This is a genomic window from Pseudomonas sp. Cab53 (assembly GCF_018325965.1).
Taxonomy (GTDB): Bacteria; Pseudomonadota; Gammaproteobacteria; order Pseudomonadales; family Pseudomonadaceae; genus Aquipseudomonas; species Aquipseudomonas chlororaphis_E.
This window is the reverse complement of sequence record NZ_AP021902.1, coordinates 387,146-409,721: the sequence shown is the minus strand read 5'-3', so window position 1 is coordinate 409,721 and position 22,576 is coordinate 387,146. Positions and strand designations below refer to the sequence as shown.

Below are 22,576 nucleotides of genomic sequence, written 5' to 3'. Positions count from 1 at the left end.
GCACGGCGGTTCCCTGTTCTGCAAATAAGAAGGCTAGCTTGCCGGAGTTTACCGGCCAGGCAAACGTCTGTATATGTATATACAAATTACGCACGATGAGGTTGAACCATGTCCGCCTTCTTTGCCGAACGCGCGCTGCTGCCTAGTGGATGGGCCAACGATGTACGCCTTGAGGTCAACGCGGCAGGCGTGCTGACCCATATCCAGGTCGATTCCCACGCAGACGGCGCCGAACGCCTGGCGGGGCCGCTGCTGCCGGGCATGCCGAACCTGCACTCCCATGCGTTCCAGCGCGCCATGGCCGGCCTGGCGGAAGTGGCGGGCAACCCCAACGACAGTTTCTGGACATGGCGCGACCTGATGTACCGGCTCGTCGGAAAAATCAGCCCCGACCAGCTCGGCATCATCGCCCGGCAGCTGTATATCGAAATGCTCAAGGCCGGCTACACCTCGGTCGCCGAATTCCATTACGTGCACCACGATACCGACGGCACGCCTTACGCCGACCCGGCGGAACTGGCCTTGCGCATCAGCCAGGCCGCCAGCGATGCCGGGATCGGCCTGACGTTGTTGCCGGTGCTCTACAGCCATTCCGGTTTCGGCGGCCAGGCGCCCAATGACGGGCAGCGGCGCTTCATCAACAGTACCGAGAACTACCTCAAACTCCAGTCACGCTTGCAGCCGATCCTGGCCAGGCAACCCACCCAGGCCCTGGGTTTGTGCTTCCACTCCCTGCGTGCGGTGACACCTGAGCAGATCCGCGACGTGCTGGCGGCGAGCGATCGCCAGTGCCCGGTGCATATCCACATCGCCGAGCAGCAGAAGGAAGTCGACGACTGCCTGAGCTGGAGCGGCGCCCGCCCATTGCAATGGCTGTACGAAAACGTCGAGGTGGACCGGCGTTGGTGCCTGGTCCATGCCACCCACGCCAACGCCCACGAGGTCAGCCTCATGGCCAGGAGCCAGGCGATTGCCGGCCTGTGCCTGACCACCGAGGCCAACCTGGGCGACGGGATTTTTCCGGCCGTGGACTTCCTCGTCCAGGGCGGCCGGCTGGGCATAGGTTCCGACAGCCATGTGTCATTGAGCGTGGTGGAAGAACTGCGTTGGCTGGAATATGGCCAGCGCCTGCGGGATCAACGGCGCAACCGCTTGTATCGGACGGATCAGCCGATGGTCGGGCGGACTTTGTTCGATGCCGCACTGGAAGGCGGCGCCGAGGCGCTGGGGCAACCGATCGGCGCCCTCGAAGTCGGCAAGCGTGCCGACTGGCTGGTGCTCGATGGCCAGGACCCGTATCTCGCCACCGCGCAGGGCGACGGGATCCTCAATCGGTGGCTGTTTGCCGGCGGGGATCGCCAGGTTCGCGATGTAATGGTGGGCGGGAAATGGGTGGTGCGCGACGGTCGTCACGCCGCCCAAGAGGACAGCGCCCAGGCGTTTACCCAGGTGTTGCGCGAGCTGTTGGGCTGACACGGATAAACATGTGGGAGCGGGCTTGCTCGCGAAGGCGGTGTATCAGTCGACATAACCGTTGACTGATACACCGCCTTCGCGAGCAAGCCCGCTCCCACATTGGCTATTCGGAAGCAGTTAATCCGACGTCTTGGCCATCTGCCGATCCGACGCTCGCCAGATCAACCGTGTCGTGTCATAGCCCTGCTGGCGCGCCTTGCTCAGCAGCTCTTCGCGTACGACGCTGTTGACGGTGGGTGTGCGGGACAGCAACCACATGTAGCGACGGCTCGGGTCGCCGACGATGGCGGTCTTGTAGTCGTCGCTGACGTACAACACCCAATACTGCCCTTTCGCCACGCCCGGCACGATCCGCGAGAACCAGTTGTCGAATTGGACCCAGAGCTTGTCGGTCTTGCCCGGCACCTGCGGCGTGGCGGTGCCACGGGCTTCTTCCCACTGCCAGTCCGAGGTCAGGCAGCGATTGAGCACGCCCACGTTGCCGTCAGGCTTGAGGGTGTAATGGGCTTCGGATTGCGCACAGTTGCGCTGGAAATACATCGGCAGGCGGGCCAACTCGTACCAGGTCCCTTGGTAACGCTTGAGGTTGACGCTGTGGACAGTCTTGGGCGCCAACGGGTCTTCGCCAGAAGTGGCACAGCCAGCCAAAACCAGGCCGGCTAAAAGTACTAACAATAACCGCATTATTTTTCTCCCGCAGGCACCTAGCGGCCGACACAGGCCACTAGCCCCGGTTTACTTCAGGCCTTGGCCGGAAAACATCAACACTTTGTCACCGGCGTACTGCACGCTGATAAAGCTTTTCTGGTCGCCCCAGGTGCAACTGGACATGCCAAGCGCGCCCGAGCAATCGGTCGGTTTCCCCAGCAACGCTTCGACTTCGGCCTTGGGCATGCCGGCTGACAGCTTCGAATAGTTTTCCTGGTTGACCTTGCTGCATGCCGTCAATACGACGCACACGAACAACAGGGCGATAGAGCGCAGTGACATGGTGTAACTCCTGGAACGGAAGGGGGTGGCTAGGGTGCCAACCAGAACCTTAGAAGAGAAAACCCTCTTCTGGTTCCCCGACAACCCCAGTATTTATTGGCCTCGGATGCGCCGTTTCGTCGGTAAATCAATCAGTTTGTGACGGTGTTGGCCATTTCGTCGGGATCGCGGCACCGGGCGCTGATCCTTAGCGCCCGCCGGCCGATAAAAAGAGCAGCGCAAAGCCCTGCGTTATGGCAAATTGCCTCCCTTCCTGACCAGCTCCTCTGCGGTAGCGCTCTTAATGACCAGAAACATGAAATTCAGCCACAAAATCCTGCTGGCTGCCGCCCTCGTGGTAGCCGTTGCATTCGCCTGTTTCATCCTGTTCAACGACTACCGTCAGCGCCAGAGCCTGAACAGCAGCACCGAAACCACCATGCAGGAACTCGGCAGCCTGACCAGTCGCAACATCCAGACCTGGGTCGAAGGACGCATCCAGTTGCTGCAATCGCTGGCCCAGCAGATCGCCATCGACGGCAACAGCGCCGCCAGCCTCAAGCGCGCCGTCGACCTGCCGGCCTACACGGGCAACTTCCAGCTCAGCTATTTCGGCGGCACCGACGGCGTGATGTTCTCGGTCCCGGCCGGCAACCGTCCCGCCGACTACGACCCTCGCGCCCGTGGCTGGTACAAGGCCGCCAACAGCGCCCAGCAGACCATCGTCACCGAACCCTACATCGCCGCCTCATCGGGCAAACTGGTGATCACCGTAGCCACCCCGGTCCAGCGCCAGAACCAGATGATCGGCGTGGCCGGGGCGGACATCGACCTGTCCAGCGTCAGCGCCATCATCAACTCGCTGAACTTCGGCGGCCACGGTCATGCGTTCATCGTCAGCGCCGAAGGCAAGATCCTGATCCACCCGGACAGCAAGCGTGTACTCAAGACCCTGGCCGAGGCCTACCCTAACGGTGCGCCGCAAGTCAGCCCCGGCATGAAGGAGGTCGAACTCGACGGCAAGACCCAGTTCATCTCCTTCACCCGCGTCAATGGCGTGCCGGGCGCAGACTGGTACGTGGCGCTGGTACTGGACAAGGACACCGCCCTGGCGATGCTCAGTGAGTTCCGCACCTCGGCGCTGATCGCCATGGCCATCGCCGTGGTGTTCATCATCGCCCTGCTGGGCATGCTGATCCGTGTGTTGATGCAACCGCTGCTGACCATGGGTCGCGCCATGCATGACATCGCCGAAGGCGAAGGCGACCTGACCCGGCGCCTGACCATCCACGGCCACGATGAATTCGGTGCACTGGGCGTGTCGTTCAACCGTTTCGTCGAGCGCATCCATACCTCGATCCGCGAAGTGGCGTCGGCCACCGGCCAGGTCAACGAAGTTGCCCTGCGCGTGGTCAGTGCGTCCAATTCCTCGATGTTCAACTCCGACCAGCAGGCTTCGCGCACCAGCAGCGTCGCCGCGGCCATCAACCAGCTCGGCGCCGCCGCCCAGGAAATCGCCCAGAACGCCGCGCTCGCTTCGCAGCATTCCAGCGACGCGCGCAACCTGGCTGAAGAAGGCCAGCATGTGGTGGACAAGACCATCACCGCCATGCAGCAGTTGTCCGCCAAGATCAGCGATTCGTGCGGCAACATCGAGACCCTGAACAGCAACACGGTGAACATCGGCCAGATCCTCGAGGTGATCACCAGCATTTCCCAGCAAACCAACCTGCTGGCCCTGAACGCCGCCATCGAGGCCGCCCGGGCCGGAGAAGCCGGTCGAGGCTTTGCAGTGGTGGCCGACGAAGTGCGCAACCTGGCTCACCGCACCCAGGACTCGGCGCAGCAAGTCCAGAAGATGATCGAAGAACTGCAAGTCGGCGCGCGCGAGGCGGTGCTGACCATGACCGACAGCCAGCGCCAGAGCGAAAGCAGCGTCGGCATCGCCAACCAGGCCGGCGAACGCCTGGGCAGCGTGACCCAGCGTATCGGTGAAATCGACGGCATGAACCAGTCCGTCGCCACCGCCACCGAAGAACAGACCGCGGTGGTGGAGTCGATCAACGTCGACATTTCCGAGATCAATACGCTGAACCAGGAAGGCGTGGAAAACCTGCAAGCCACGTTGCGGGCCTGTTCAGACCTGGAGCAGCAGGCAGCGCGGTTGAAGCAGTTGGTGGGGAGTTTCCGGATCTAGCGCTCTTGCGGGCCCTTTCGCGAGCAAGCCCGCTCCCACAGTTGACCGTGTTCCGTCAGAGGAAACGCAATCAGTTGTAGGAGCGGGCTTGCTCGCGAAGGCGGCATCCGCCTCACCGCAAAATCAGAATTTTGACCCCGGCTTTTTCAGAAACGCCACTTCCTCAGCCGTAGATTCCCTTCCCAACACCCCATTGCGATGGGGAAACCGTCCAAACCGGGCAATGATCCTCTGGTGCCGCTCGGCATAATCCAGGTTGTCTTCAAACACCGCCCGCTGCGCTTCAGGCTGTTCTCGAACCAGGTCGATAAACCGTGACACGGCTTCGTTCTGCACCGCGAGGTTTTCGCAGTGTTCGAGTACGAGGTAGATGAATACGCGCTGGATCGACTTGAGTTGTCGGTCGAACCCCGCCGCCAGGCCTTGGGCTACCAGTGCTTGGGCACGCAGGTCGCCGGAAAAGCTTTTAGGGGTGTCGCGATAGATCATCCGCGGGAGTTGATCCAGTAGCAGTACCAGGGCCAGCCAACCTTCCGGGCGTTGCGCCCAGTCGACCAATCCGCCGGCCAGTGCCTGCTCGACCTGATCGCCAAAACGCTCGCGCGCCTGGCGATCATGGCCTTTGCCAAACCACAGCTTGCCCTTGTCAGCCGCTATTTCGTCCGGTGTGTCGGCTGAACCAAACCACCAATCGAGTAACGGCTGCCAAGGCTCGGCCATGATTTACTCCTTGTGGTACGCCGTTGCGCGGGCGACTTCTTCCTTCGAACCGAGGAACACCGCTACGCGCTGGTGCAGGCCTTCAGGCTTGATGTCGAGGATCCGCTGGTGGCCGTCGGTGGAAGCGCCGCCGGCCTGCTCCACCAGGAACGACATCGGGTTGGCTTCGTACATCAGGCGCAGTTTGCCCGGTTTGGACGGCTCGCGGCTGTCGCGCGGGTACATGAACAGGCCACCGCGGGTCAGGATACGGTGGACGTCGGCGACCATCGCGGCGACCCAGCGCATGTTGTAGTTCTTTTTCAGCGGACCTTCCTCGCCAGCCAGCAATTCGCTGACGTAGCGTTGCACCGGGGCTTCCCAGTGGCGCTGGTTGGACATGTTGATAGCGAATTCCTGGGTGGATTCAGGAATGGTGATGTCTTCGTGGGTCAGTACGAAGCTGCCCATTTCGCGATCCAGGGTGAAACCCTTGACGCCGTCGCCCAGGGTCAGCACCAGCATGGTCTGCGGCCCGTAGATGGCATAGCCGGCAGCGACCTGCTGGGTGCCGGGTTGCAGGAACGCCTTTTCATTCAGGGCTTCGTTCTGGCTCAGGTATTCGTTCGGGCAACGCAGTACCGAGAAGATGGTGCCGACCGGCGCGTTGATGTCGATGTTGGAGGAACCGTCCAGTGGGTCGAACACCAGCAGGTAGGCACCCTTGGGGTATTTGCCCGGGATCTGGTAGGCGTTGTCCATTTCCTCGGACGCCATGCCGGCCAGGTGACCGCCCCATTCGTTGGCTTCGAGCAGGATCTCGTTGGAGAGCACGTCGAGCTTCTTCTGCACTTCACCCTGCACGTTTTCGGTGCCCATGCTGCCCAGGACACCACCCAGGGCGCCTTTGGAGACGGCGTGGCTGATCTCCTTGCACGCACGCGCCACCACTTCGATCAAAAAGCGCAGATCGGCAGGGGTATTGTTGCTGCGGGTCTGCTCAATCAAATAGCGACTCAAGGTAACGCGGGACATGGACGGCTCCGAAGAATAGGGGGCGGAAAAACCAGCGCAGTTTAGCGCGAGTCGGGACTTAATTCCTCCTATGAGACGGGATAAGGAGGATTGAGTTCACAGGGTGACGATGGCTTGCAGATCGCCTGCCTGCCGGGGCGAGCACCTTCGCGAGCAAGCCCGCTCCCACAGGCGACCCAATTGTCCTGTCGAACAGGGCCAAATGTGGGGCGGGCTCGCTCGCGAATCAGGCGACTCGGTGCTCAGTCATGCCCATCTTCAGGACTTGACCGGCGGCTTGCGCAGCAAGCTGAACGCCATCGCCCCGAGGAACAACACACTGAGCAGCAACACCGCCCACAAGCCGATTTTCTTCCAGGAGGGGTCGACTGGCGCAGGCGCGGCGGCCGGTGCGGCCACCGTGGTGGAGGTGGTCACTGCGCTCATGGTCGCCGAACCCAGGGCGGCCAAGCGCGCGGGGCGATAATCCGGCACCAGGGTGGTCAGCGGCAGGCTCGCGGCCTTCACCGTCGCACTGCCCAGAGCCAGGCTGTAGGGCCCCTCGCCACGCGCCAGGAACACCACCTGGGTCGGGCGCACGGCAAAACGCAGGGCCGGCGCTTCGGTGCCGAGGCCTCCGCCCCGCTCGTCCACCGTCAGCTTCAATTGCTGCACGGTCTGGCCAGACAACTGCAACTGGTTCTGCTGCACATCCTGGCCGTTCTGGGTCAGGCGATACAGCAGGCCACTGCCCATCGGTTGCCACGGCTGGCTGCTTTCACGCCGCCCCGCCAGGGTCACCGGCGCCAGGCTGTTGGCCTGGCTCAGCTCGACCTGCACCTCCTCGATCTCCAACCCCATGGGCAGTTGCCAGGTGTATTCACCGGCCTTGAGGGTGGTGCCGGCCAAAGGCTGCGACCAGACCAATGGCAACGGCAGGCTCTCGTGGCGGGTGCTCTGCAACTGGGCCGACGTCAGCACCGGTGCGGAGGACGGTGAATCCCACAACAGGCGCAGGTAACGCGCCGGTTGCCCCGGCAGGTTGACCTCATGCTGTTCGACCCGCTCATCGGCAAAGGTCAGGCGCGCCACCTGGCCATCACCCCAGGACTGCCAGTGCTGCAAGTCGTCGCTGGCCTCGATGGTGAAGCGCTGGAAACCGTCGCGCTCGCTGGTCCAGTCGAGGATCAACTGCTGCAACGGTGCCTTGATCGCACTGGCGTCCAACAGCCAGCCACGCAGTTCTTCCTCACCGGCTTCAAGGCGGCTGGATGGCTGGACTTCTACCAGCGTGCCATTGGCATTCGATTGCACCCGCACGCTGGGGGCGCGCTCGTTGTCATCGGCGGCGTTGTACAGGGGGAACCACTTTACGTCGGTGAGGGTGCGGTTTTCCCGGCTTTGGGCCGACTCGCGCACCAAGGCATAAGCCTGGGGCTGCCCGGCGGCGTTGAACACCCGCAAGTCGCTCAAGTCGGCCTGCCGCGCCTGCAGTTGCACGTCCAAGGGCAATGACAGGCGATACCACGGCCCCTCACCGCTCAAGGCCAAGGGCACCTGGTGGGCAAAATCCGCCGGTTGCTCCTGGGCGGTGGCCGACAAGGCCACCCACAACCCCACCACACCCAGCCCGATCCGATTCAACGTGCGACTCAAGATGACACTCCCTCACTGACAGGTATTGGCGGTTCGGTCGATTCGACCGCTTCCGAGCGTTTGGGTGGCAGCGGCGCGAAGTAGCCGACCACCAACAGCAACACGCCCACACCGATGAACGACACGATCCGCGCCAGACCGCCGCGGTTACTCAACTCGACAAAGAACAACTTGGCGACCACCACCGCGATCAACGCCGCGCCGACCAGCCAGACCTCGCGACGATGCCGCAGGTGCCCGCCGATCATCAGGCCCAGGGCAATCAGGGTCCAGACGATGGACAGCCCGGCCTGCACGAACATGGAGTCGAGCAGGGCGTCCAGTTCGAACGGCACGCCGATCCAGTGGTGAGCGCTGCGCATCACCACGGCGGTGAAGAACGCGAACAGCGACAGCCCGGCGAGCAACTGAGCGACATGCTCGGCATGGGCCCAACGAAGCGTCAATTGCGCCACCGCGCTGCGCGCCCACACGTAGACACCGAACAAGGCAAACAGCAGGCCCAGTTCCAGCGGATTGAGCAGCGGCACATAAGGCAAGGGCTGCGCCGTACCATCGCTGAAGGTGTTCGCCAGCCAGAACCAACCGAGCATCAACAGCGCCAGGGGCGCCGCCGCATAGAGACGATATTCACGCGGCTGGGCCGCCACCGGCCATGGCCAGGCCCGCGGCGAGGCCATCAGCACCAGATACAGGCTCGGCAGGATCGCCCAGCCCAGCCAACGCCAGGCGTTGTACGCTTCGGAGAGCAACAGCAGACCGTAGCGCAACTCCAGCGCCAGCACGCCGATCAGCAGCCAGGCGCCGAGCACATGGGCGGTGCTGCGAACCTGGGCCGGCAGCGTCGGCGCCAGGCGCTTGAGGGACAGCAAATGCACGGCGAACACCGCCAGCCAGGCCAGCCAGCCAAACTCCGCGGCTGGGTGATAGCGGTTGTGCCAGCTCGCCACCAGCACACAGCCCGCCGCCGGAATCAGCAAGGTGCAGAGCACGCCCAGCGCCGGCCACTTCAAGCGCAGCGACAACAAGGCCCACACCGCGACACTGGCAGCCGCGACCACCAGCAGCAGGTTGCCCGACAGGTGCGCCGGGGCGAACCGCAGCACTTCGCTGACCCAAGCCAACGCCCACCAACCGGCGCCCCAGACCAGCAGCAGCTCGGACAAACGCCGCAGGCTCAAGGCCTCGAACACCGTCGCCGCTTGCCCTCGCTGCAAGCGCCAGGCGCCGACCAGCGCCGCCAACCCTAATACCAGCGGCGTCCAGAACCCGCCATGGGCCAGGGGACGCAGGCCCTCGGCGTCGAGCGGCCCGAGCAATGCCGGCCCCGCCGTGAGAAACGCCGCGCCACCGAGCAATTGCAACAACAGGCCGAAGACAAAGCTGGCGCGCTGCTTCAGGTACAGGCTCAGCCAGATGATCAACAGGCCACTGGCGGCCCACACACCGCTCGCCGTTTGCCACGGCAGGACGAACAGCACGGCGAGGTTGATCAACACCAACCCTGCCAACAACACCACCGACAACCCACGCAGCAGGCGTACATCGTTGCGCACCATGTCGTCACGCGCCGCCAGCAACATGCCGCCAATCAAGGCCAGGCCGATCAGTGAGGCGCTGAGCAAACCACTCCAGCCGGCACTGAACACCGCCGTTGAATCACCCTCGGCGCCTTGCAGGCGCATCAGGAACAGCGCACCGCCCAGCAGTTGCACGGCAAACGCGGTGAACAGGAAGCTGCGCGAGTGCAGGCGCAAGCCCACGAACAACGTTGCCAGCCCCGCCAGGGCCCAGGCGATGGCCGTGCCGTGGGCAAAGAAAAACAGCGGCGCTAACAGATAAAGGAAAGCCAGCCCCAAAACGGCCAGCACCGGCAAGCCTTGACGCTCCCAGGGCGAGGCCTGCTGTGGTTCGGCCTGGCGCAATTGGTAGAAGGTAAACAGCAAGGCAGCGCCCAACATCAGGGCGCCCAACGGCGCGCCGTCGAGCAGGCTGCTTGTGCCGCCGCGCAGTTCGCTGACGAACGCCAGCGCCGCGCCCAGTTGCAACAACAGGGCGAAGGCACGGGCGACGGGTCGTTGCTGACGCAGGCCCAACCAGAAGATCCCCGCGCCCTCCACCGCCCAGGCCGCCGATGTCCAACGGGCATCGAGGCCCAGGGGAATGGCCAGGCTGGCAAAGATCACCCCCAGGGCCAGACACGTCTCGGCCAGCAACAAGGCACGGCCGCCCATCAGGACACGCGCCAGGCTCATGTAGATCATGCCCAGGGCCAGGGCACTGAAAGCAGCGGCGAACTCCAGGTGCTGGACCAGCACGAATTGCAGGCCGAAGCCCACCAGCGGCGGCCCGAACAGCATCGTCCCATCGACGTAATCGCCCTTGTGCGCCGACCAGCGCAGCAAGGCTTCACGGCTGCCGTCCGCGGGGGCGTCGCTCATCTCCAGGAGTTTGCGCCGGGTGAACAGCAAGCCGATCGCCAGGTACATGAGGAAGAAGACAACCAGGAACGGCTCGGTGCTCAAGAGCAGTTCCGGTGTATAGGAGCGCAGCCCCCAGGCGATGCCGATGCCGAACGTGCCGACAAAACCGATCAGGTTGAGCAGGCGCCAGGCCTTGAACCAGGCGATCGCCAGGATGCCGGCATTGAGCAGGATGAAATAACTGAACAGTGCGACGTGATTGCCACTGCCGGTAGATGTCAGGATCGGTGCGGCAAACCCGCCCAGCGCGGCGGCGGCCGCCAGGCCCAAGGCGTTCTGGGTCACCGCCAGGATCGCCGAGAACACCGTGACCGCCACCAACAGGCCCAGGGCCGCCTTGGCGTCGAGCAGCGGGTGCAAGCGCATGGCGGCGAACACCGTGAGGTAGAGCACCGCGATCCCGGTGCCTTGCAGCATCAACGCATAGCCATTGTTGCGTTGGCGCAACCACCAGCCCAGGCCCAGCAGGCCCAGGGCACTGGCGGCAACGCCGGCATACCGCAGCTCGATGGGCACCACCATGCCTTCGGTGGCATAGCGCAGCAGGAACGCCAGGCCGAGGAACAACAGCACCACGCCAACCCGCAGCACCGTGTTGCCGCCGAACAGCCAGTTGCGCGCGCCCGCCAAGGCCCGCTCGATGAGGTTCGGCCCACGGGGCGCCGCCGGTTGCGCGATGACCGGCTCCACGGGCTCGGACGCCACTGGGCGGTCTTGCCGCCGACTGACGGGCGCAGGCGTCCAGACATCGTCGGGCAACGGCTGGCTGGCCTCGGCAGCCATCGCGGGAGCGGAAATGGGTTCGAGATCAGCAGGCAGTTCCCAGACCAGCTCCGGTTCGGCCTTAACCTCGGGCTCCGGCACCCGGGCCACGATGATTTCCCGCGCCGGCGCCGCGGCCGGTTCGCTCGGCACCGGGGCGCGATTGTGCTCGAACAGGGCCAGGCGCTGCTCCAGCGTGTCGAGGGCCTGCTGGGTCTTGCGCAGCAGGTTCTGCTGTTCGGCCGCCTGGGCTGCCAGGCGGCTCAGGCGAAACCCCTGGGCAATGCCGAGCCCCACCAGCGCGCCTATCAGCGCGTCGGCGAACGACTCATCCACCACCCAGCCGAGTGCCAGGCCTAACAGCGTCAAGATCCATTGCATGGTCGATATCCCTAAGCGGCCCGTTGCGGGCATAACCGGGGCGATGCGGTGCCTGGCTCAATCCAGTGAAAACCACACCATCTCATGTGGGAGCGGGCTTGCTCGCGAAGGCGGTGTGTCAGGCAATGACGATGTTGCCTGGCATACCGCCTTCGCGAGCAAGCCCGCTCCCACACTGGATGGGTGACACTGCAATAGATGAGCCCAGTCACACAGCCCGGCGAAACTGGCGCCTAGTATATCGACGAAGCCCAGTCGCCGTTGGGCTTCGCTCACATTTCTTACAGCAAACGCTACTCCAAGGCTTTCCAGATGTCGGTGGCGTACTCACGGATGGTCCGGTCCGAGGAGAACCAGCCCATGCGCGCGGTGTTGAGCACCGCCGAGCGCCACCACTGCTTGGAGTCGTGCCAGCGCTCTTCGACCTTGGCCTGGGCATCCCAATAGGCATCGAAATCGGCGCAGACCAGGAAGCGGTCGTAGTCGATCAGCGAATCCACCAGCCCGGTGTAGCGCATCGGATCGTCCGGCGAGAACACCCCGCCACGAATCGCCTGCAGCACGTCGTTGAGGCGATGGGACGCGGCGATGTCCGGCGCGGCGCTGAACTCGCCATTGCGCTTGCGCGCTTCCACCTGCTCGGCCGTCAGGCCGAAGATGAACATGTGCTCACCCCCACCCGCTCATGCATCTCCACATTGGCACCGTCCATGGTGCCGATGGTCAACGCCCCGTTGAGGCCGAACTTCATGTTACTGGTGCCCGACGCCTCGAAACCGGCGGTGGAGATCTGCTCCGACAAATCCGCCGCCGGAATGATGCTTTCGGCCAGGCTGACGTTGTAGTTGGGCAAGAACACCACCTTGAGCAGGCCGCGCACGGTCGGGTCGTTGTTCACCACCCGGGCGATGTCGTTGGTGAGCTTGATGATCAGTTTGGCCTGGTGGTAACTGGCAGCGGCCTTGCCGGCGAAGATCTTCACCCGAGGTACCCAATCCACTTCCGGCTCGGCGCGGATGGCCTGGTAAAGCGCCACGGTGTGCAGCAGGTTGAGCAACTGGCGCTTGTACTCGTGGATGCGCTTGACCTGCACGTCGAACATCGCCGCCGGGTTCACGGCGATACCCAGTCGCTCGTGGATCAGGTAAGCCAGGGCCTTCTTGCTGTGCAGGCGCTGCTCGGCGAACTGCTTGCGGAACGCCGGCTTATCGGCAAACGGCTCCAGTTCGATCAAGCGCTCCTCGGGGTTGTCGAGCACGCTCGGGCCGAGTGCATCGACCATCATCGAGGTCAATTCGGCGTTGGCCTGGAATAGCCAACGGCGGAAGGTGATGCCGTTGGTCTTGTTATTGATCCGTTCGGGGTAAAGCTTGTGCAGCTCGGAGAACACCGTGCTGCGCATCAGTTGGGTGTGCAAGCCGGACACCCCGTTGACGCTGTGGGAACCGAGGAACGCCAGGTTGCCCATGCGCACCCGCCGACCATTGTCCTCTTCGATCAGCGACACCGAGCGCAGCACATCGAAGTCATGCACGCCCTTGGCCCGCAGCGAATCGATGTGTTGGGCATTGATCAGGTAGATGATCTGCATGTGCCGGGGCAGCATGCGCTCCATCAACCCGACCGGCCAGGTTTCCAGGGCTTCGGGCAGCAGTGTGTGGTTGGTGTAGGACAGCGTGTCTTGGGTGACCTGCCAGGCCGCGTCCCACGCCACGTCGTAGACGTCCACCAATTGGCGCATCAGCTCGGCCACGGCGATCGACGGGTGGGTGTCGTTGAGCTGGATCGCCGCGTGGTCGCCCAGGGTCAGCACCGAGGTGTGCATGTTGCGATGACGGCGCAGCAAATCCTGCAACGATGCCGCGACAAAGAAGTATTCCTGGCGCAGGCGCAGTTCCTGGCCGGCCTCGGTGCTGTCGGCGGGGTACAGCACGCGGGAGATACTTTCGGCCCGAGCCACTTCCGCCACCGCGCCCAGGTGGTCGCCGGCGTTGAAGCGCTCCAGGTGCAGGTCTTCCATGGCGCGGGCCCGCCACAGGCGCAGGGTGTTGACGCTGGCGCCACGCCAGCCGACCACCGGCGTGTCATAGGCAATGGCCCGCACGGTTTCGGCCGGGGACCAGACTTGCCGGGTCTTGCCGGTGTCGTCGGTCACGGTCTCGACGCTGCCGCCAAAACCGATTGGATAGACCACCTCAGGCCGCTCGAACTCCCACGGGTTGCCGAAATCCAGCCAATGTTCCGTCTGTTCCTGCTGCCAGCCATCCACCATCGCCTGGCGGAACAGGCCGTGCTCATAACGAATACCGTAGCCATGGCCGGCGATGCCCAGGGTCGACATGCTTTCCATGAAGCACGCCGCCAAGCGCCCCAGGCCACCGTTGCCCAGCGCCGCATCGGGCTCCAGCAGGCGGATGCGCTCCAGATCCACGCCCAGCTCGGTCAGGGCCTCACGCGCGGTGTCCAGCAGACCAAGGTTGCTCAGGCTGTCGTAGAGCAAGCGGCCGATGAGGAATTCCAGGGAGAGGTAATAGACCCGCTTCTGGCCCTTGCGATAGATCTGTCGCGTATGGTCCATCCAGTGGTCGACCATGTGGTCGCGGGCGGCAAGGGCAATGGCTTCGAACCAGTCATGATCAAACGCGTGATCCGGGTCCTTGCCGACGGCGTAAGTGAGTTTGGTCAATACGGCATCGCGAAATGCAGCCACTTCGGCTTCGCGAACAAGTGGTTCTTGAGTCATTGATGAAGACCTCGAACGAGCAGGGAATTGTCTGAGCCTAGTCGGTCTGACAGACGGCACAGGCGCAGGTTCGGTGGTTTTTCCTCCCGTGCCGGAGAATCGCCGCCAGAGAATTGCCGGATGGACGAATGAATGCAGGGGCCGTGCCGGTCTGGGGCGCCTCGTCTCGAATGAAAAAAAACCGGCAGATGGTCGTTCAAAATTTCACCAGTCCCGGTATGATCGCGCGCCCTGATACACGCCGGTACACCCTCATGATGAAGCCCAACCTGATCGCCGCCGCGGAGATCGACCGACTCGATACCTGGGCCAAGTATTCCGCCCCGATGTGCGGTTCCTGCGTATCGAGCTGCTGCACGCTGCCGGTGGAGGTCAAGATCAAGGACCTGATCCGGATTGGCATCGTCGACGAGTTCGAGCTCGGCGATCCGCCGAAGAACATCGCCAAACGCCTGCAAAAGGAAGGGATCGTCGAGCGCTACAACCAGAAATCGGAAATCTTCACGCTCCAGCGCATGAGCAACAACGATTGCCTTTATCTGGACCGCAAGAGCCGCCTGTGCACCATTTATGACAAGCGCCCGGACACTTGCCGCAACCATCCGCGGATCGGGCCACGGCCAGGTTACTGCGCGTACAAGCCCAAGGAAGTGGAGCGCGAGCGTAATCCGCGGACGCTGGATCGGTTTTGATCCGCTGATGTTTCAGCGGTGCCTGGGCTGACGCTATCGCGAGCAAGCTCGCTCCCACCTGGACAGCGCTGAACCCTGTGGGAGCGAGCTTGCTCGCGATGAGGCCGAATAGGCGCTAAAAAATCACAGGCATAAAAAAACGCCCCCGATCTCACGACCGGGGGCGTTTTTCATTCAGCCGAGGCTAAAAGATCAGTTCTTGGCTTTCTTGGCAGCGCGGGTACGCTCGCCTTCGTCCAGGATCTTCTTGCGCAGGCGAATCGACTTCGGCGTCACTTCGCACAGCTCGTCGTCCTGGATGAATTCCAGGGCCTGTTCCAGGGTGAAGCGAACAGGTGGAACCAGGGCGATGGTTTCGTCTTTACCCGAAGCACGCATGTTGTCGAGCTTCTTGCCCTTGGTAGGGTTGACGCCCAGGTCGTTGTCACGGCTGTTCAGGCCAACGATCTGGCCGTTGTAGATTTCCTGGCCGTGTTCGACGAACAGCTTGCCACGCGCCTGGAGGGTTTCCAGGGAGTAGGTCAGCGCCTTGCCGGTTTCTACCGAGACCAGTACACCGTTCTGACGGCCGGACATGTGGCCGGACTTCATGGTGTCGTAGCGGTCGAAGATCGAGGTCAGGATGCCAGCACCGTTGGTCAGGGTCAGGAACTGGTTACGGAAACCGATCAGGCCACGAGCAGGGATGTTGTATTCCAGGCGTACACGGCCCTTGCCATCCGGGGACATGTTGGTCAGGTCGCCCTTACGCAGGCCCATTTCTTCCATGACCTTGCCCTGGGATTCTTCAGGGATGTCGATGGTGACGTTCTCGAACGGTTCCTGCTTGGTGCCGTTGACTTCGCGGATGATCACTTCAGGACGGCCCACGGCCATTTCGAAGCCTTCGCGACGCATGGTTTCGATCAGTACCGACAGGTGCAGCTCACCACGACCGGAAACCTTGAACTTGTCGGCCGAGTCGCCTTCTTCAACGCGCAGTGCCACGTTGTAGAGCAGCTCCTTGTCCAGACGCTCCTTGATGTTACGGCTGGTCACGAACTTGCCTTCCTTACCGCAGAATGGCGAGTCGTTGACCTGGAAGGTCATGGAAACGGTTGGCTCGTCGACGGTCAGCGGCTTCATCGCTTCGACAGCGGTCGGGTCGCACAGGGTGTCGGAGATGAACAGCTCTTCGAAGCCGCTGATGCAGACGATGTCGCCGGCGGCTGCTTCTTCGACGTCCACACGGTGCAGGCCGTGGTGGCCCATCAGCTTCAGGATACGGCCGTTGCGCTTCTTGCCTTCGGTGTCGATGGCGACGACCGGGGTGTTCGGCTTGATACGACCGCGGGCGATACGGCCAACACCGATCACACCCAGGAAGCTGTTGTAGTCCAGGGCAGAGATCTGCATCTGGAACGGACCGTCACGGTCAACGGCAGGGGCCGGTACGTTGTCGACGATCGACTGGTACAGCGGGGTCATGTCTTCAGCCATGGCGGTGTGGTCCAGACCGGCAATGCCGTTCAGGGCCGAGGCGTAGACGACCTGGAAGTCCAGTTGTTCGTCGGTGGCACCGAGGTTGTCGAACAGGTCGAAGATCTGGTCCAGGACCCAGTCAGGACGCGCGCCCGGACGGTCGACCTTGTTGATCACGACGATTGGCTTCAGACCGGCTTCGAACGCCTTCTTGGTCACGAAGCGGGTTTGCGGCATCGGGCCGTCCTGGGCATCGACCAGCAGCAGTACGGAGTCGACCATCGACATCACGCGCTCTACTTCACCGCCGAAGTCGGCGTGGCCCGGGGTGTCCACGATGTTGATGTGGTAGCCATTCCAGTTGATGGCGGTGTTTTTCGCCAGGATGGTAATACCGCGCTCTTTTTCCTGGTCGTTGGAGTCCATCACGCGCTCGTCGTTGAGCTCGTTGCGCTCCAGGGTGCCGGATTGACGCAAGAGTTTGTCTACCAGGGTGGTCTTACCATGGTCAACGTGGGCAATGATGGCGATGTTGCGTAGATTTTCGATCACTTGTGTATCTCGATCAGAGGATTCGGTGTGCTGACAGGACGTGACAGCGATTTACGTTGAGTCCGACAAAGCCGTTACAGCTTGCCGGCGGCGTCGGGGGGCCGGTGACGCAGGCCACAGGCAAACAGCCCCGGGCACTTAGCTCGGTCGATAAACGCGCACATTGGCATGCCCCTCACTGAGCAAATGGTGGGCATGCAGGCGACTCATCACGCCTTTGTCGCAATACAGCAGGTACTGGCGAGTAGGGTCCAGTTCCTTGAAACGCGCGTTCACTGCATAGAACGGCATCGTTTGTACCTCGATGCCGGCGATCTCCAGCGGGTCGTCTTCAGCGTCATCCGGGTGACGGATGTCGATGATGATCTGACCGGCCAGCGCTTCGCCGACTTCTTCAACCTGAATGTCCTGGCCCAGTTCATCGATCACGCGATCGATCGGCACCAGCCTGGCATTTTCGAGCGCACGCTCGAGAATCGCCATGTCGAATTCTTTCTCTTCATGCTCCACCCGCCCGCGCTTGGCCGCCGTCTTCGGGTTGACCGAGATGACCCCGCAGTACTCCGGCATGTGCCGGGCGAAATCGGCGGTGCCGATCTCGATGGCCGTGTCGATGATGTCCTGCTTGTGGCTGGCGATCAGCGGGCGCAGCACGAGTTTTTCGGTGACGCAGTCGATCACCGACAGGTTCGGCAGCGTCTGGCTGGAGACCTGGGAGATCGCCTCGCCCGTGACCAGCGCATCGATGTGCAGGCGGTCGGCGATGCTCGACGCGGCACGCAACATCATACGCTTCAAAATGACGCCCATATGACTGTTGTCGACTTTACCGAGAATCTCGCCCAGCACTTCTTCGAATGGCACGCTCACAAATAGCACACGCTGGGAGCTGCCGTACTTCTTCCAGATGAAGTGCGCCACTTCCATCACGCCCAGCTCATGGGCACGTCCGCCCAGGTTGAAGAAGCAGAAATGCCCCATCAAGCCGCGACGCATGATCTGGTAGGCGGCGACCGTGGAGTCGAAACCGCCGGACATCAGCACCAGGGTCTGCTCCAGCGAACCCAGCGGGTAACCGCCAATGCTGTCGTGCTGGCTGTGGATGACGAACAGCCGCTGGTCGCGAATCTCGATGCGCACTTCGACCTGCGGGTCCTTCAATGAAATACCGGCGGCGCCGCACTGCTGGCGCAACTGGCTGCCCACGTACTTCTCCACGTCCATCGAACTGAACGGGTGCTTGCCGGCACGCTTGCAACGCACCGAGAAAATCTTGCCGGCCAGCGCATCACCGTAATGGAGCTTGCACTTGGCGAGGATGTCGTCGAAATCCCCCAGCGGGTATTCGTCCACCTGCAGGAAATGCGCGATGCCCGGCATGCAGCTCAGACGCTCGGTCATCTCCTTCAGGATCTTGGGTTCGCTGACACGGGTTTCCAGCTCGAGGTTGTCCCACACGCCATTCACCACCACAGCCGGATCCAGGTCACGGAGCACGGCACGGATGTTCTTGGCCAACTGGCGGATGAAACGCATCCGGACCGGGCGGCTCTTGATGGTGATTTCGGGGAAGACTTTTACGATTAGTTTCATGAAAACAGCGCGCGAACGGCCAGCCGAAAAAGGGGGGCGCGGATTATAGCGGAAATTGCTCAAGGTTTAACCAGTTAATGTGAAGATGGTTTTGCATGCACCAAAACAGGTCAAGCCCTCCTTAAAACGCCACTTTGCGGTGCATCATTGTCGGACAATCTGCGGTTTCTGGCTGGAAAAGCGTGGATTTGGTGCAAAAAACCCATTGCTGGGGCACTGGCATGCAAATTGCTCCCTTGTGAGGCAGGTTGCCTTGGCAGAGTATTCGCGCCGGCATCACCCATATCTTAGGGCACACCATTACCCGCCCGAAGCCACCCGGAGGACATATGTCGAAGTCGGTTCAACTCATCAAAGATCATGACGTCAAGTGGATTGATCTGCGCTTCACTGACACCAAAGGCACTCAACATCACGTGACCATGCCGGCCCGTGATGCCCTGGACGACGATTTCTTCGAAATCGGCAAGATGTTCGACGGTTCCTCCATCTCCGGCTGGAAAGGCATCGAAGCCTCCGACATGATCCTGATGCCGGACGACGAAACCGCCGTCCTGGATCCATTCACCGAAGAGCCGACCCTGATCCTGGTTTGCGACATCATCGAGCCTTCGACCATGCAAGGCTATGACCGCGACCCTCGCGCCATCGCCCACCGCGCCGAGGAATACCTGAAGTCCACCGGTATCGGCGACACCGCTTTCTTCGGTCCGGAGCCTGAGTTCTTCATTTTCGACTCGGTCAAATTCAAGTCCGACATCTCCGGTTCCATGTTCAAGATCTTCTCCGAACAAGGTTCGTGGATGTCCGACCAGGACGTGGAAGGCGGCAACAAAGGCCACCGTCCAGGCGTGAAAGGCGGCTACTTCCCAGTACCACCGTTCGACTTCGACCACGAGATCCGTACCTCCATGTGCAACGCACTGGAAGAAATGGGCCAGACCGTCGAAGTTCACCACCACGAAGTGGCGACTGCCGGCCAGAACGAAATCGGCGTGAAATTCAACACGCTGGTCAAGAAGGCTGACGAAGTCCAGACCCTCAAGTATGTCGTCCACAACGTAGCCGACGCCTACGGCCGCACCGCGACCTTCATGCCCAAGCCTCTGTACGGCGACAACGGTTCGGGCATGCACGTCCACGTGTCGATCTCCAAAGACGGCAAGAACACCTTCGCTGGCGAAGGCTATGCCGGCCTGTCGGACACCGCCCTGTACTTCATCGGCGGTATCATCAAGCACGGTAAGGCTCTGAACGGCTTCACCAACCCGTCGACCAACTCCTACAAGCGTCTGGTCCCAGGCTTCGAAGCACCGGTCATGCTGGCCTACTCGGCTCGCAACCGTTCCGCCTCGATCCGTATCCCATACGTGAACAGCCCTAAAGCCCGCCGCATCGAAGCCCGCTTCCCGGATCCGGCTGCCAACCCATACCTGGCCTTCGCTGCACTGATTATGGCCGGCCTGGACGGTATCCAGAACAAGATCCACCCTGGCGATGCCGCCGACAAGAACCTGTATGACCTGCCGCCTGAAGAGGCCAAGGAAATCCCACAGGTGTGTGGCAGCCTGAAAGAAGCCCTGGAAGAGCTGGACAAGGGCCGTGCGTTCCTGACCAAGGGCGGCGTATTCAGCGACGACTTCATCGACGCTTACATCGCACTGAAAAGCGAAGAAGAAATCAAGGTTCGCACCTTTGTACACCCACTGGAATACGAGCTGTACTACAGCTGCTGATCCGGTAGCGTCGCCCCACGCGGCGTGAAATAAAAAGAGGCCTCCTTCCGGGAGGCCTTTTTTATGGGCGCAGATTACGGGCATGATGGCTGACTTCCCTCCTCCAAGACGAGACTGCCCATGACGCTGCGCTTCACGCTTGGCCTTGCCCTTTGCGCCGTGGTGCTGGCCAGCACCGCCCAAGCCGCTCCCGCCCCGGATGCTCTTACACCGCTGCTCAATGCCATAGGCGAACGCATCGCCATCGCCGATCAGGTAGCGCTGAGCAAATGGGACACGCATAAACCCGTGGAAGACCGCCAGCGCGAGCGCGAGGTCATTGCCGCCGCCGTCGCCCAGGCACCGGCCTACAAGCTCACGGCCGACACCGTGGAAGCGTTCTTCAGTGCCCAGATAGAAGCCAACAAAATGGTGCAATACATCGACCTGTCCGACTGGGCCCTGGCAGGCAAGGCACCGGACCTGCCGCGCCCCGACCTGGTAGGAGAGATCCGCCCGCAACTCGATCGACTGCAAAAGCGCCTGCTGCAACAACTGGCTGACTTCGCCCCCTACCGCACCGACCCGCAGTGCCCGCAATGGCTGGCCCGCGCCACCCACAATGACAAACAGCACCCAGTGCACCGACTCGCCCTGATCCGGGCGACCGGGGAGCTGTGTACAGCCCCAAAAGCCTGAAACACGCCCCTTACCCTGTGGGAGCGGGCTTGCTCGCGAAAGCAGTGTGTCAGTTGACATCCACGTTGCCTGACATTGCACCTTCGCGAGCAAGCCCGCTCCCACAAGGGCTCTACAACAACTTGGGCCATCCGCCCTCCCTGACCTATGCTGCTAACCGACATATTCAATTCTCGGTTGGTTTTATGGGTCGCGTTTTTTCAGGAATGCTGTTGTGGCTGCTGACACTGCCGGCGGTCGGGCAGATCTATAAATACACCGACGCCGAGGGCAACACCGCCTACAGCAACCAGCCGCCCCAAGGCGTACCGGCCCAGACGGTGGAACTGCCGCCGCTCAACAGCATCGAGCGCCAGCCCGCCGCCAGCCCGGACACACCGCCAGCCCCAGCGCAGAGGAATGAGCCACGCAATGCCTACGAGATGCTTGAACTGACGGACATCCCCAGCGAGGAGGCCCTGCGCGCCAACAACGGCACCTTTACCGTGGGCGTGCGGACGCAGCCAAGGCTGCAAAGCCCGCATCTGTTTCGACTGCTGGTGGACGGCCAACCCTATGGCCAGCCCACCAACGTGCCACGCCTGCAAGTGGTGAACATCGACCGGGGCGAGCACAGCCTGGCGGTGCAAGTCATCGACGGGGACAACCTCGTGCAGCAGAGCGACACCGTCACCTTCACTGTGCAGCGGGTTCACCAGCCATGATTCGCGGGTGGCTCGCGTTGGGCCTGGCGCTGGTCGCGTTGCCGGGGATGGCGCAGGTCTATACCTACGTCGACGCCCAAGGCAATCGTGTCTTCACTGACCAGCCCCGCCCCGGCAATGCCCGGAAAGTCGAACTCTCGCCCGGCAACCGAATGCCCACGCCACCCAAGGGCACGCCCGCGATGCCCGCCAAAGAAGCCTCGCCCGAGCCGCTGTTTCATTACGAAATGCTCCGCCTGCTGATCCCCGAGCCGGACGCCACGATACGCAGCACTGAAGGGGCGCTAATCGTCAGCGTCACCAGCGAACCCGGCTTGAAGAAAGGCCATCGCTACCGCCTGCTGCTCGACGGCCAGCCCACCGGGGCCGCGGGTACGAGCCCGGTGTTCGCCCTGGACAATGTCGATCGCGGCACCCATCACCTGGCGGTAGAGATCCTCGACGAGCAAGACCGCATCCTCGAACGCACGGCCAACCAGCCTTTCCACATGCAGCGCATGTCCCTGGCGCAAAAGCGCCGCATCAAGCCGTGCGTCATGGCCGACTACGGTCAACGCCCGGAATGCCCGCTCGCCGAAAAACCCGAAGAAGAAAGCAGCATCCTGCCGTTCTTCTAACCTCGTTCAGGTTGGCGCACTATATTGGTGCGTCAATCTGCCCGCTTCCCGGATTCCAGCCCATTTTGGTTCGAAAGTACCCGTAGAAGCTGGCAGAACGCCACGCAAGAGGGCGCAAAAAGGCCTCTTTAGGGCTCTAAACGCTTCTTTTCAGAGCCTTGGT

The 22,576-nt window shown here is 62.3% G+C and carries 15 protein-coding genes and 1 pseudogene; 7 read left to right on the top strand and 9 right to left on the bottom strand.

Features of this window, described 5'->3' with window-relative positions:
* The first annotated feature begins 108 nt into the window (after positions 1-108).
* Entirely contained in the window at positions 109-1,473 is a 1,365-nt protein-coding gene (locus KI241_RS01760) for a formimidoylglutamate deiminase (protein ID WP_212803292.1), read from the top strand.
* Positions 1,474-1,593: 120 nt separating this feature from the next.
* On the opposite strand, the gene KI241_RS01755 is transcribed toward KI241_RS01760, so the two are convergent.
* Together KI241_RS01755 and KI241_RS01750 are read right to left on the bottom strand one after the other, a co-directional pair.
* Positions 1,594-2,163: a lipocalin family protein gene (locus KI241_RS01755; protein WP_047736157.1), complete on the bottom strand. Its 570-nt coding sequence runs from the start codon at positions 2,161-2,163 to the stop codon at positions 1,594-1,596.
* Between the two features lie 48 nt (positions 2,164-2,211).
* Complete coding sequence (locus KI241_RS01750; protein ID WP_042730859.1) at positions 2,212-2,466, bottom strand: lipoprotein; 255 nt, start codon at positions 2,464-2,466, stop codon at positions 2,212-2,214.
* 283 nt (positions 2,467-2,749) lie between these two features.
* On the opposite strand from KI241_RS01750, the gene KI241_RS01745 reads away from it, so the two are divergent.
* Positions 2,750-4,642: a methyl-accepting chemotaxis protein gene (locus tag KI241_RS01745; protein ID WP_212803291.1), complete on the top strand. Its 1,893-nt coding sequence runs from the start codon at positions 2,750-2,752 to the stop codon at positions 4,640-4,642.
* Positions 4,643-4,765: 123 nt separating this feature from the next.
* On the opposite strand, the gene KI241_RS01740 is transcribed toward KI241_RS01745, so the two are convergent.
* The 5 genes and pseudogenes from KI241_RS01740 to KI241_RS01720 all read right to left on the bottom strand — a co-directional run bounded on the left by KI241_RS01740 (position 4,766) and on the right by KI241_RS01720 (position 14,380).
* On the bottom strand, positions 4,766-5,362 hold the full coding sequence (locus KI241_RS01740) for a DUF924 family protein (protein ID WP_212803290.1): 597 nt from the start codon (positions 5,360-5,362) through the stop codon (positions 4,766-4,768).
* A gap of 3 nt (positions 5,363-5,365) precedes the next feature.
* A complete protein-coding gene (locus KI241_RS01735) occupies positions 5,366-6,376 on the bottom strand; it encodes a class 1 fructose-bisphosphatase (RefSeq protein WP_042730856.1) in 1,011 nt (336 codons plus the stop codon).
* Positions 6,377-6,634: 258 nt separating this feature from the next.
* On the bottom strand, positions 6,635-8,011 hold the full coding sequence (locus KI241_RS01730; protein ID WP_212803289.1) for a DUF3999 domain-containing protein: 1,377 nt from the start codon (positions 8,009-8,011) through the stop codon (positions 6,635-6,637).
* Positions 8,008-11,637: a DUF2339 domain-containing protein gene (locus tag KI241_RS01725; protein WP_212803288.1), complete on the bottom strand. Its 3,630-nt coding sequence runs from the start codon at positions 11,635-11,637 to the stop codon at positions 8,008-8,010. The genes KI241_RS01730 and KI241_RS01725 overlap by 4 nt, the downstream gene beginning before the upstream one ends.
* 293 nt (positions 11,638-11,930) lie before the next feature.
* Positions 11,931-14,380: pseudogene (locus KI241_RS01720) on the bottom strand (glycogen/starch/alpha-glucan phosphorylase).
* A 254-nt stretch (positions 14,381-14,634) separates the two neighbouring features.
* Here KI241_RS01720 and KI241_RS01715 point away from each other — a divergent pair.
* Entirely contained in the window at positions 14,635-15,072 is a 438-nt protein-coding gene (locus tag KI241_RS01715; RefSeq protein ID WP_042731318.1) for a YkgJ family cysteine cluster protein, read from the top strand.
* Positions 15,073-15,264: 192 nt separating this feature from the next.
* Here the strand turns inward: KI241_RS01715 and typA are convergent, their stop codons facing one another.
* Positions 15,265-17,085, bottom strand: coding sequence for a translational GTPase TypA (gene typA, locus KI241_RS01710; RefSeq protein WP_042731310.1), 1,821 nt, complete (start codon positions 17,083-17,085; stop codon positions 15,265-15,267).
* Between the two features lie 138 nt (positions 17,086-17,223).
* On the bottom strand, positions 17,224-18,678 hold the full coding sequence (thiI, locus tag KI241_RS01705; RefSeq protein ID WP_042731311.1) for a tRNA uracil 4-sulfurtransferase ThiI: 1,455 nt from the start codon (positions 18,676-18,678) through the stop codon (positions 17,224-17,226).
* A gap of 329 nt (positions 18,679-19,007) precedes the next feature.
* Here thiI and glnA point away from each other — a divergent pair, with 329 nt between their 5' ends.
* The 4 genes from glnA to KI241_RS01685 all read left to right on the top strand — a co-directional run bounded on the left by glnA (position 19,008) and on the right by KI241_RS01685 (position 22,413).
* A complete protein-coding gene (gene glnA, locus KI241_RS01700) occupies positions 19,008-20,414 on the top strand; it encodes a glutamate--ammonia ligase (RefSeq protein ID WP_042731312.1) in 1,407 nt (468 codons plus the stop codon).
* A 120-nt stretch (positions 20,415-20,534) separates the two neighbouring features.
* Positions 20,535-21,092, top strand: coding sequence for a chorismate mutase (locus KI241_RS01695; RefSeq protein ID WP_042731313.1), 558 nt, complete (start codon positions 20,535-20,537; stop codon positions 21,090-21,092).
* Between the two features lie 185 nt (positions 21,093-21,277).
* Positions 21,278-21,796 (top strand): DUF4124 domain-containing protein, encoded by a 519-nt coding sequence (locus KI241_RS01690; RefSeq protein ID WP_042731314.1) that lies wholly within the window; start codon positions 21,278-21,280, stop codon positions 21,794-21,796.
* Positions 21,793-22,413 carry a DUF4124 domain-containing protein gene (locus KI241_RS01685; protein ID WP_042731315.1) on the top strand — a complete coding sequence of 207 codons (621 nt, stop codon included), beginning with the start codon at positions 21,793-21,795 and terminating at the stop codon, positions 22,411-22,413. The genes KI241_RS01690 and KI241_RS01685 overlap by 4 nt, the downstream gene beginning before the upstream one ends.
* Positions 22,414-22,576: the final 163 nt, after the last annotated feature.

Coding starts and splice junctions, on each gene's coding strand:
- KI241_RS01690 (WP_042731314.1), top strand. CDS start 21,278: ATGGGTCGCGTTTTTTCAGGAATGCTGTTGTGGCTGCTGACACTGCCG.
- thiI (WP_042731311.1), bottom strand. CDS start 18,678: ATGAAACTAATCGTAAAAGTCTTCCCCGAAATCACCATCAAGAGCCGC.
- KI241_RS01750 (WP_042730859.1), bottom strand. CDS start 2,466: ATGTCACTGCGCTCTATCGCCCTGTTGTTCGTGTGCGTCGTATTGACG.
- KI241_RS01725 (WP_212803288.1), bottom strand. CDS start 11,637: ATGCAATGGATCTTGACGCTGTTAGGCCTGGCACTCGGCTGGGTGGTG.
- KI241_RS01685 (WP_042731315.1), top strand. CDS start 21,793: ATGATTCGCGGGTGGCTCGCGTTGGGCCTGGCGCTGGTCGCGTTGCCG.
- KI241_RS01745 (WP_212803291.1), top strand. CDS start 2,750: ATGACCAGAAACATGAAATTCAGCCACAAAATCCTGCTGGCTGCCGCC.
- KI241_RS01740 (WP_212803290.1), bottom strand. CDS start 5,362: ATGGCCGAGCCTTGGCAGCCGTTACTCGATTGGTGGTTTGGTTCAGCC.
- KI241_RS01715 (WP_042731318.1), top strand. CDS start 14,635: ATGATGAAGCCCAACCTGATCGCCGCCGCGGAGATCGACCGACTCGAT.
- KI241_RS01735 (WP_042730856.1), bottom strand. CDS start 6,376: ATGTCCCGCGTTACCTTGAGTCGCTATTTGATTGAGCAGACCCGCAGC.
- KI241_RS01695 (WP_042731313.1), top strand. CDS start 20,535: ATGACGCTGCGCTTCACGCTTGGCCTTGCCCTTTGCGCCGTGGTGCTG.
- glnA (WP_042731312.1), top strand. CDS start 19,008: ATGTCGAAGTCGGTTCAACTCATCAAAGATCATGACGTCAAGTGGATT.
- KI241_RS01760 (WP_212803292.1), top strand. CDS start 109: ATGTCCGCCTTCTTTGCCGAACGCGCGCTGCTGCCTAGTGGATGGGCC.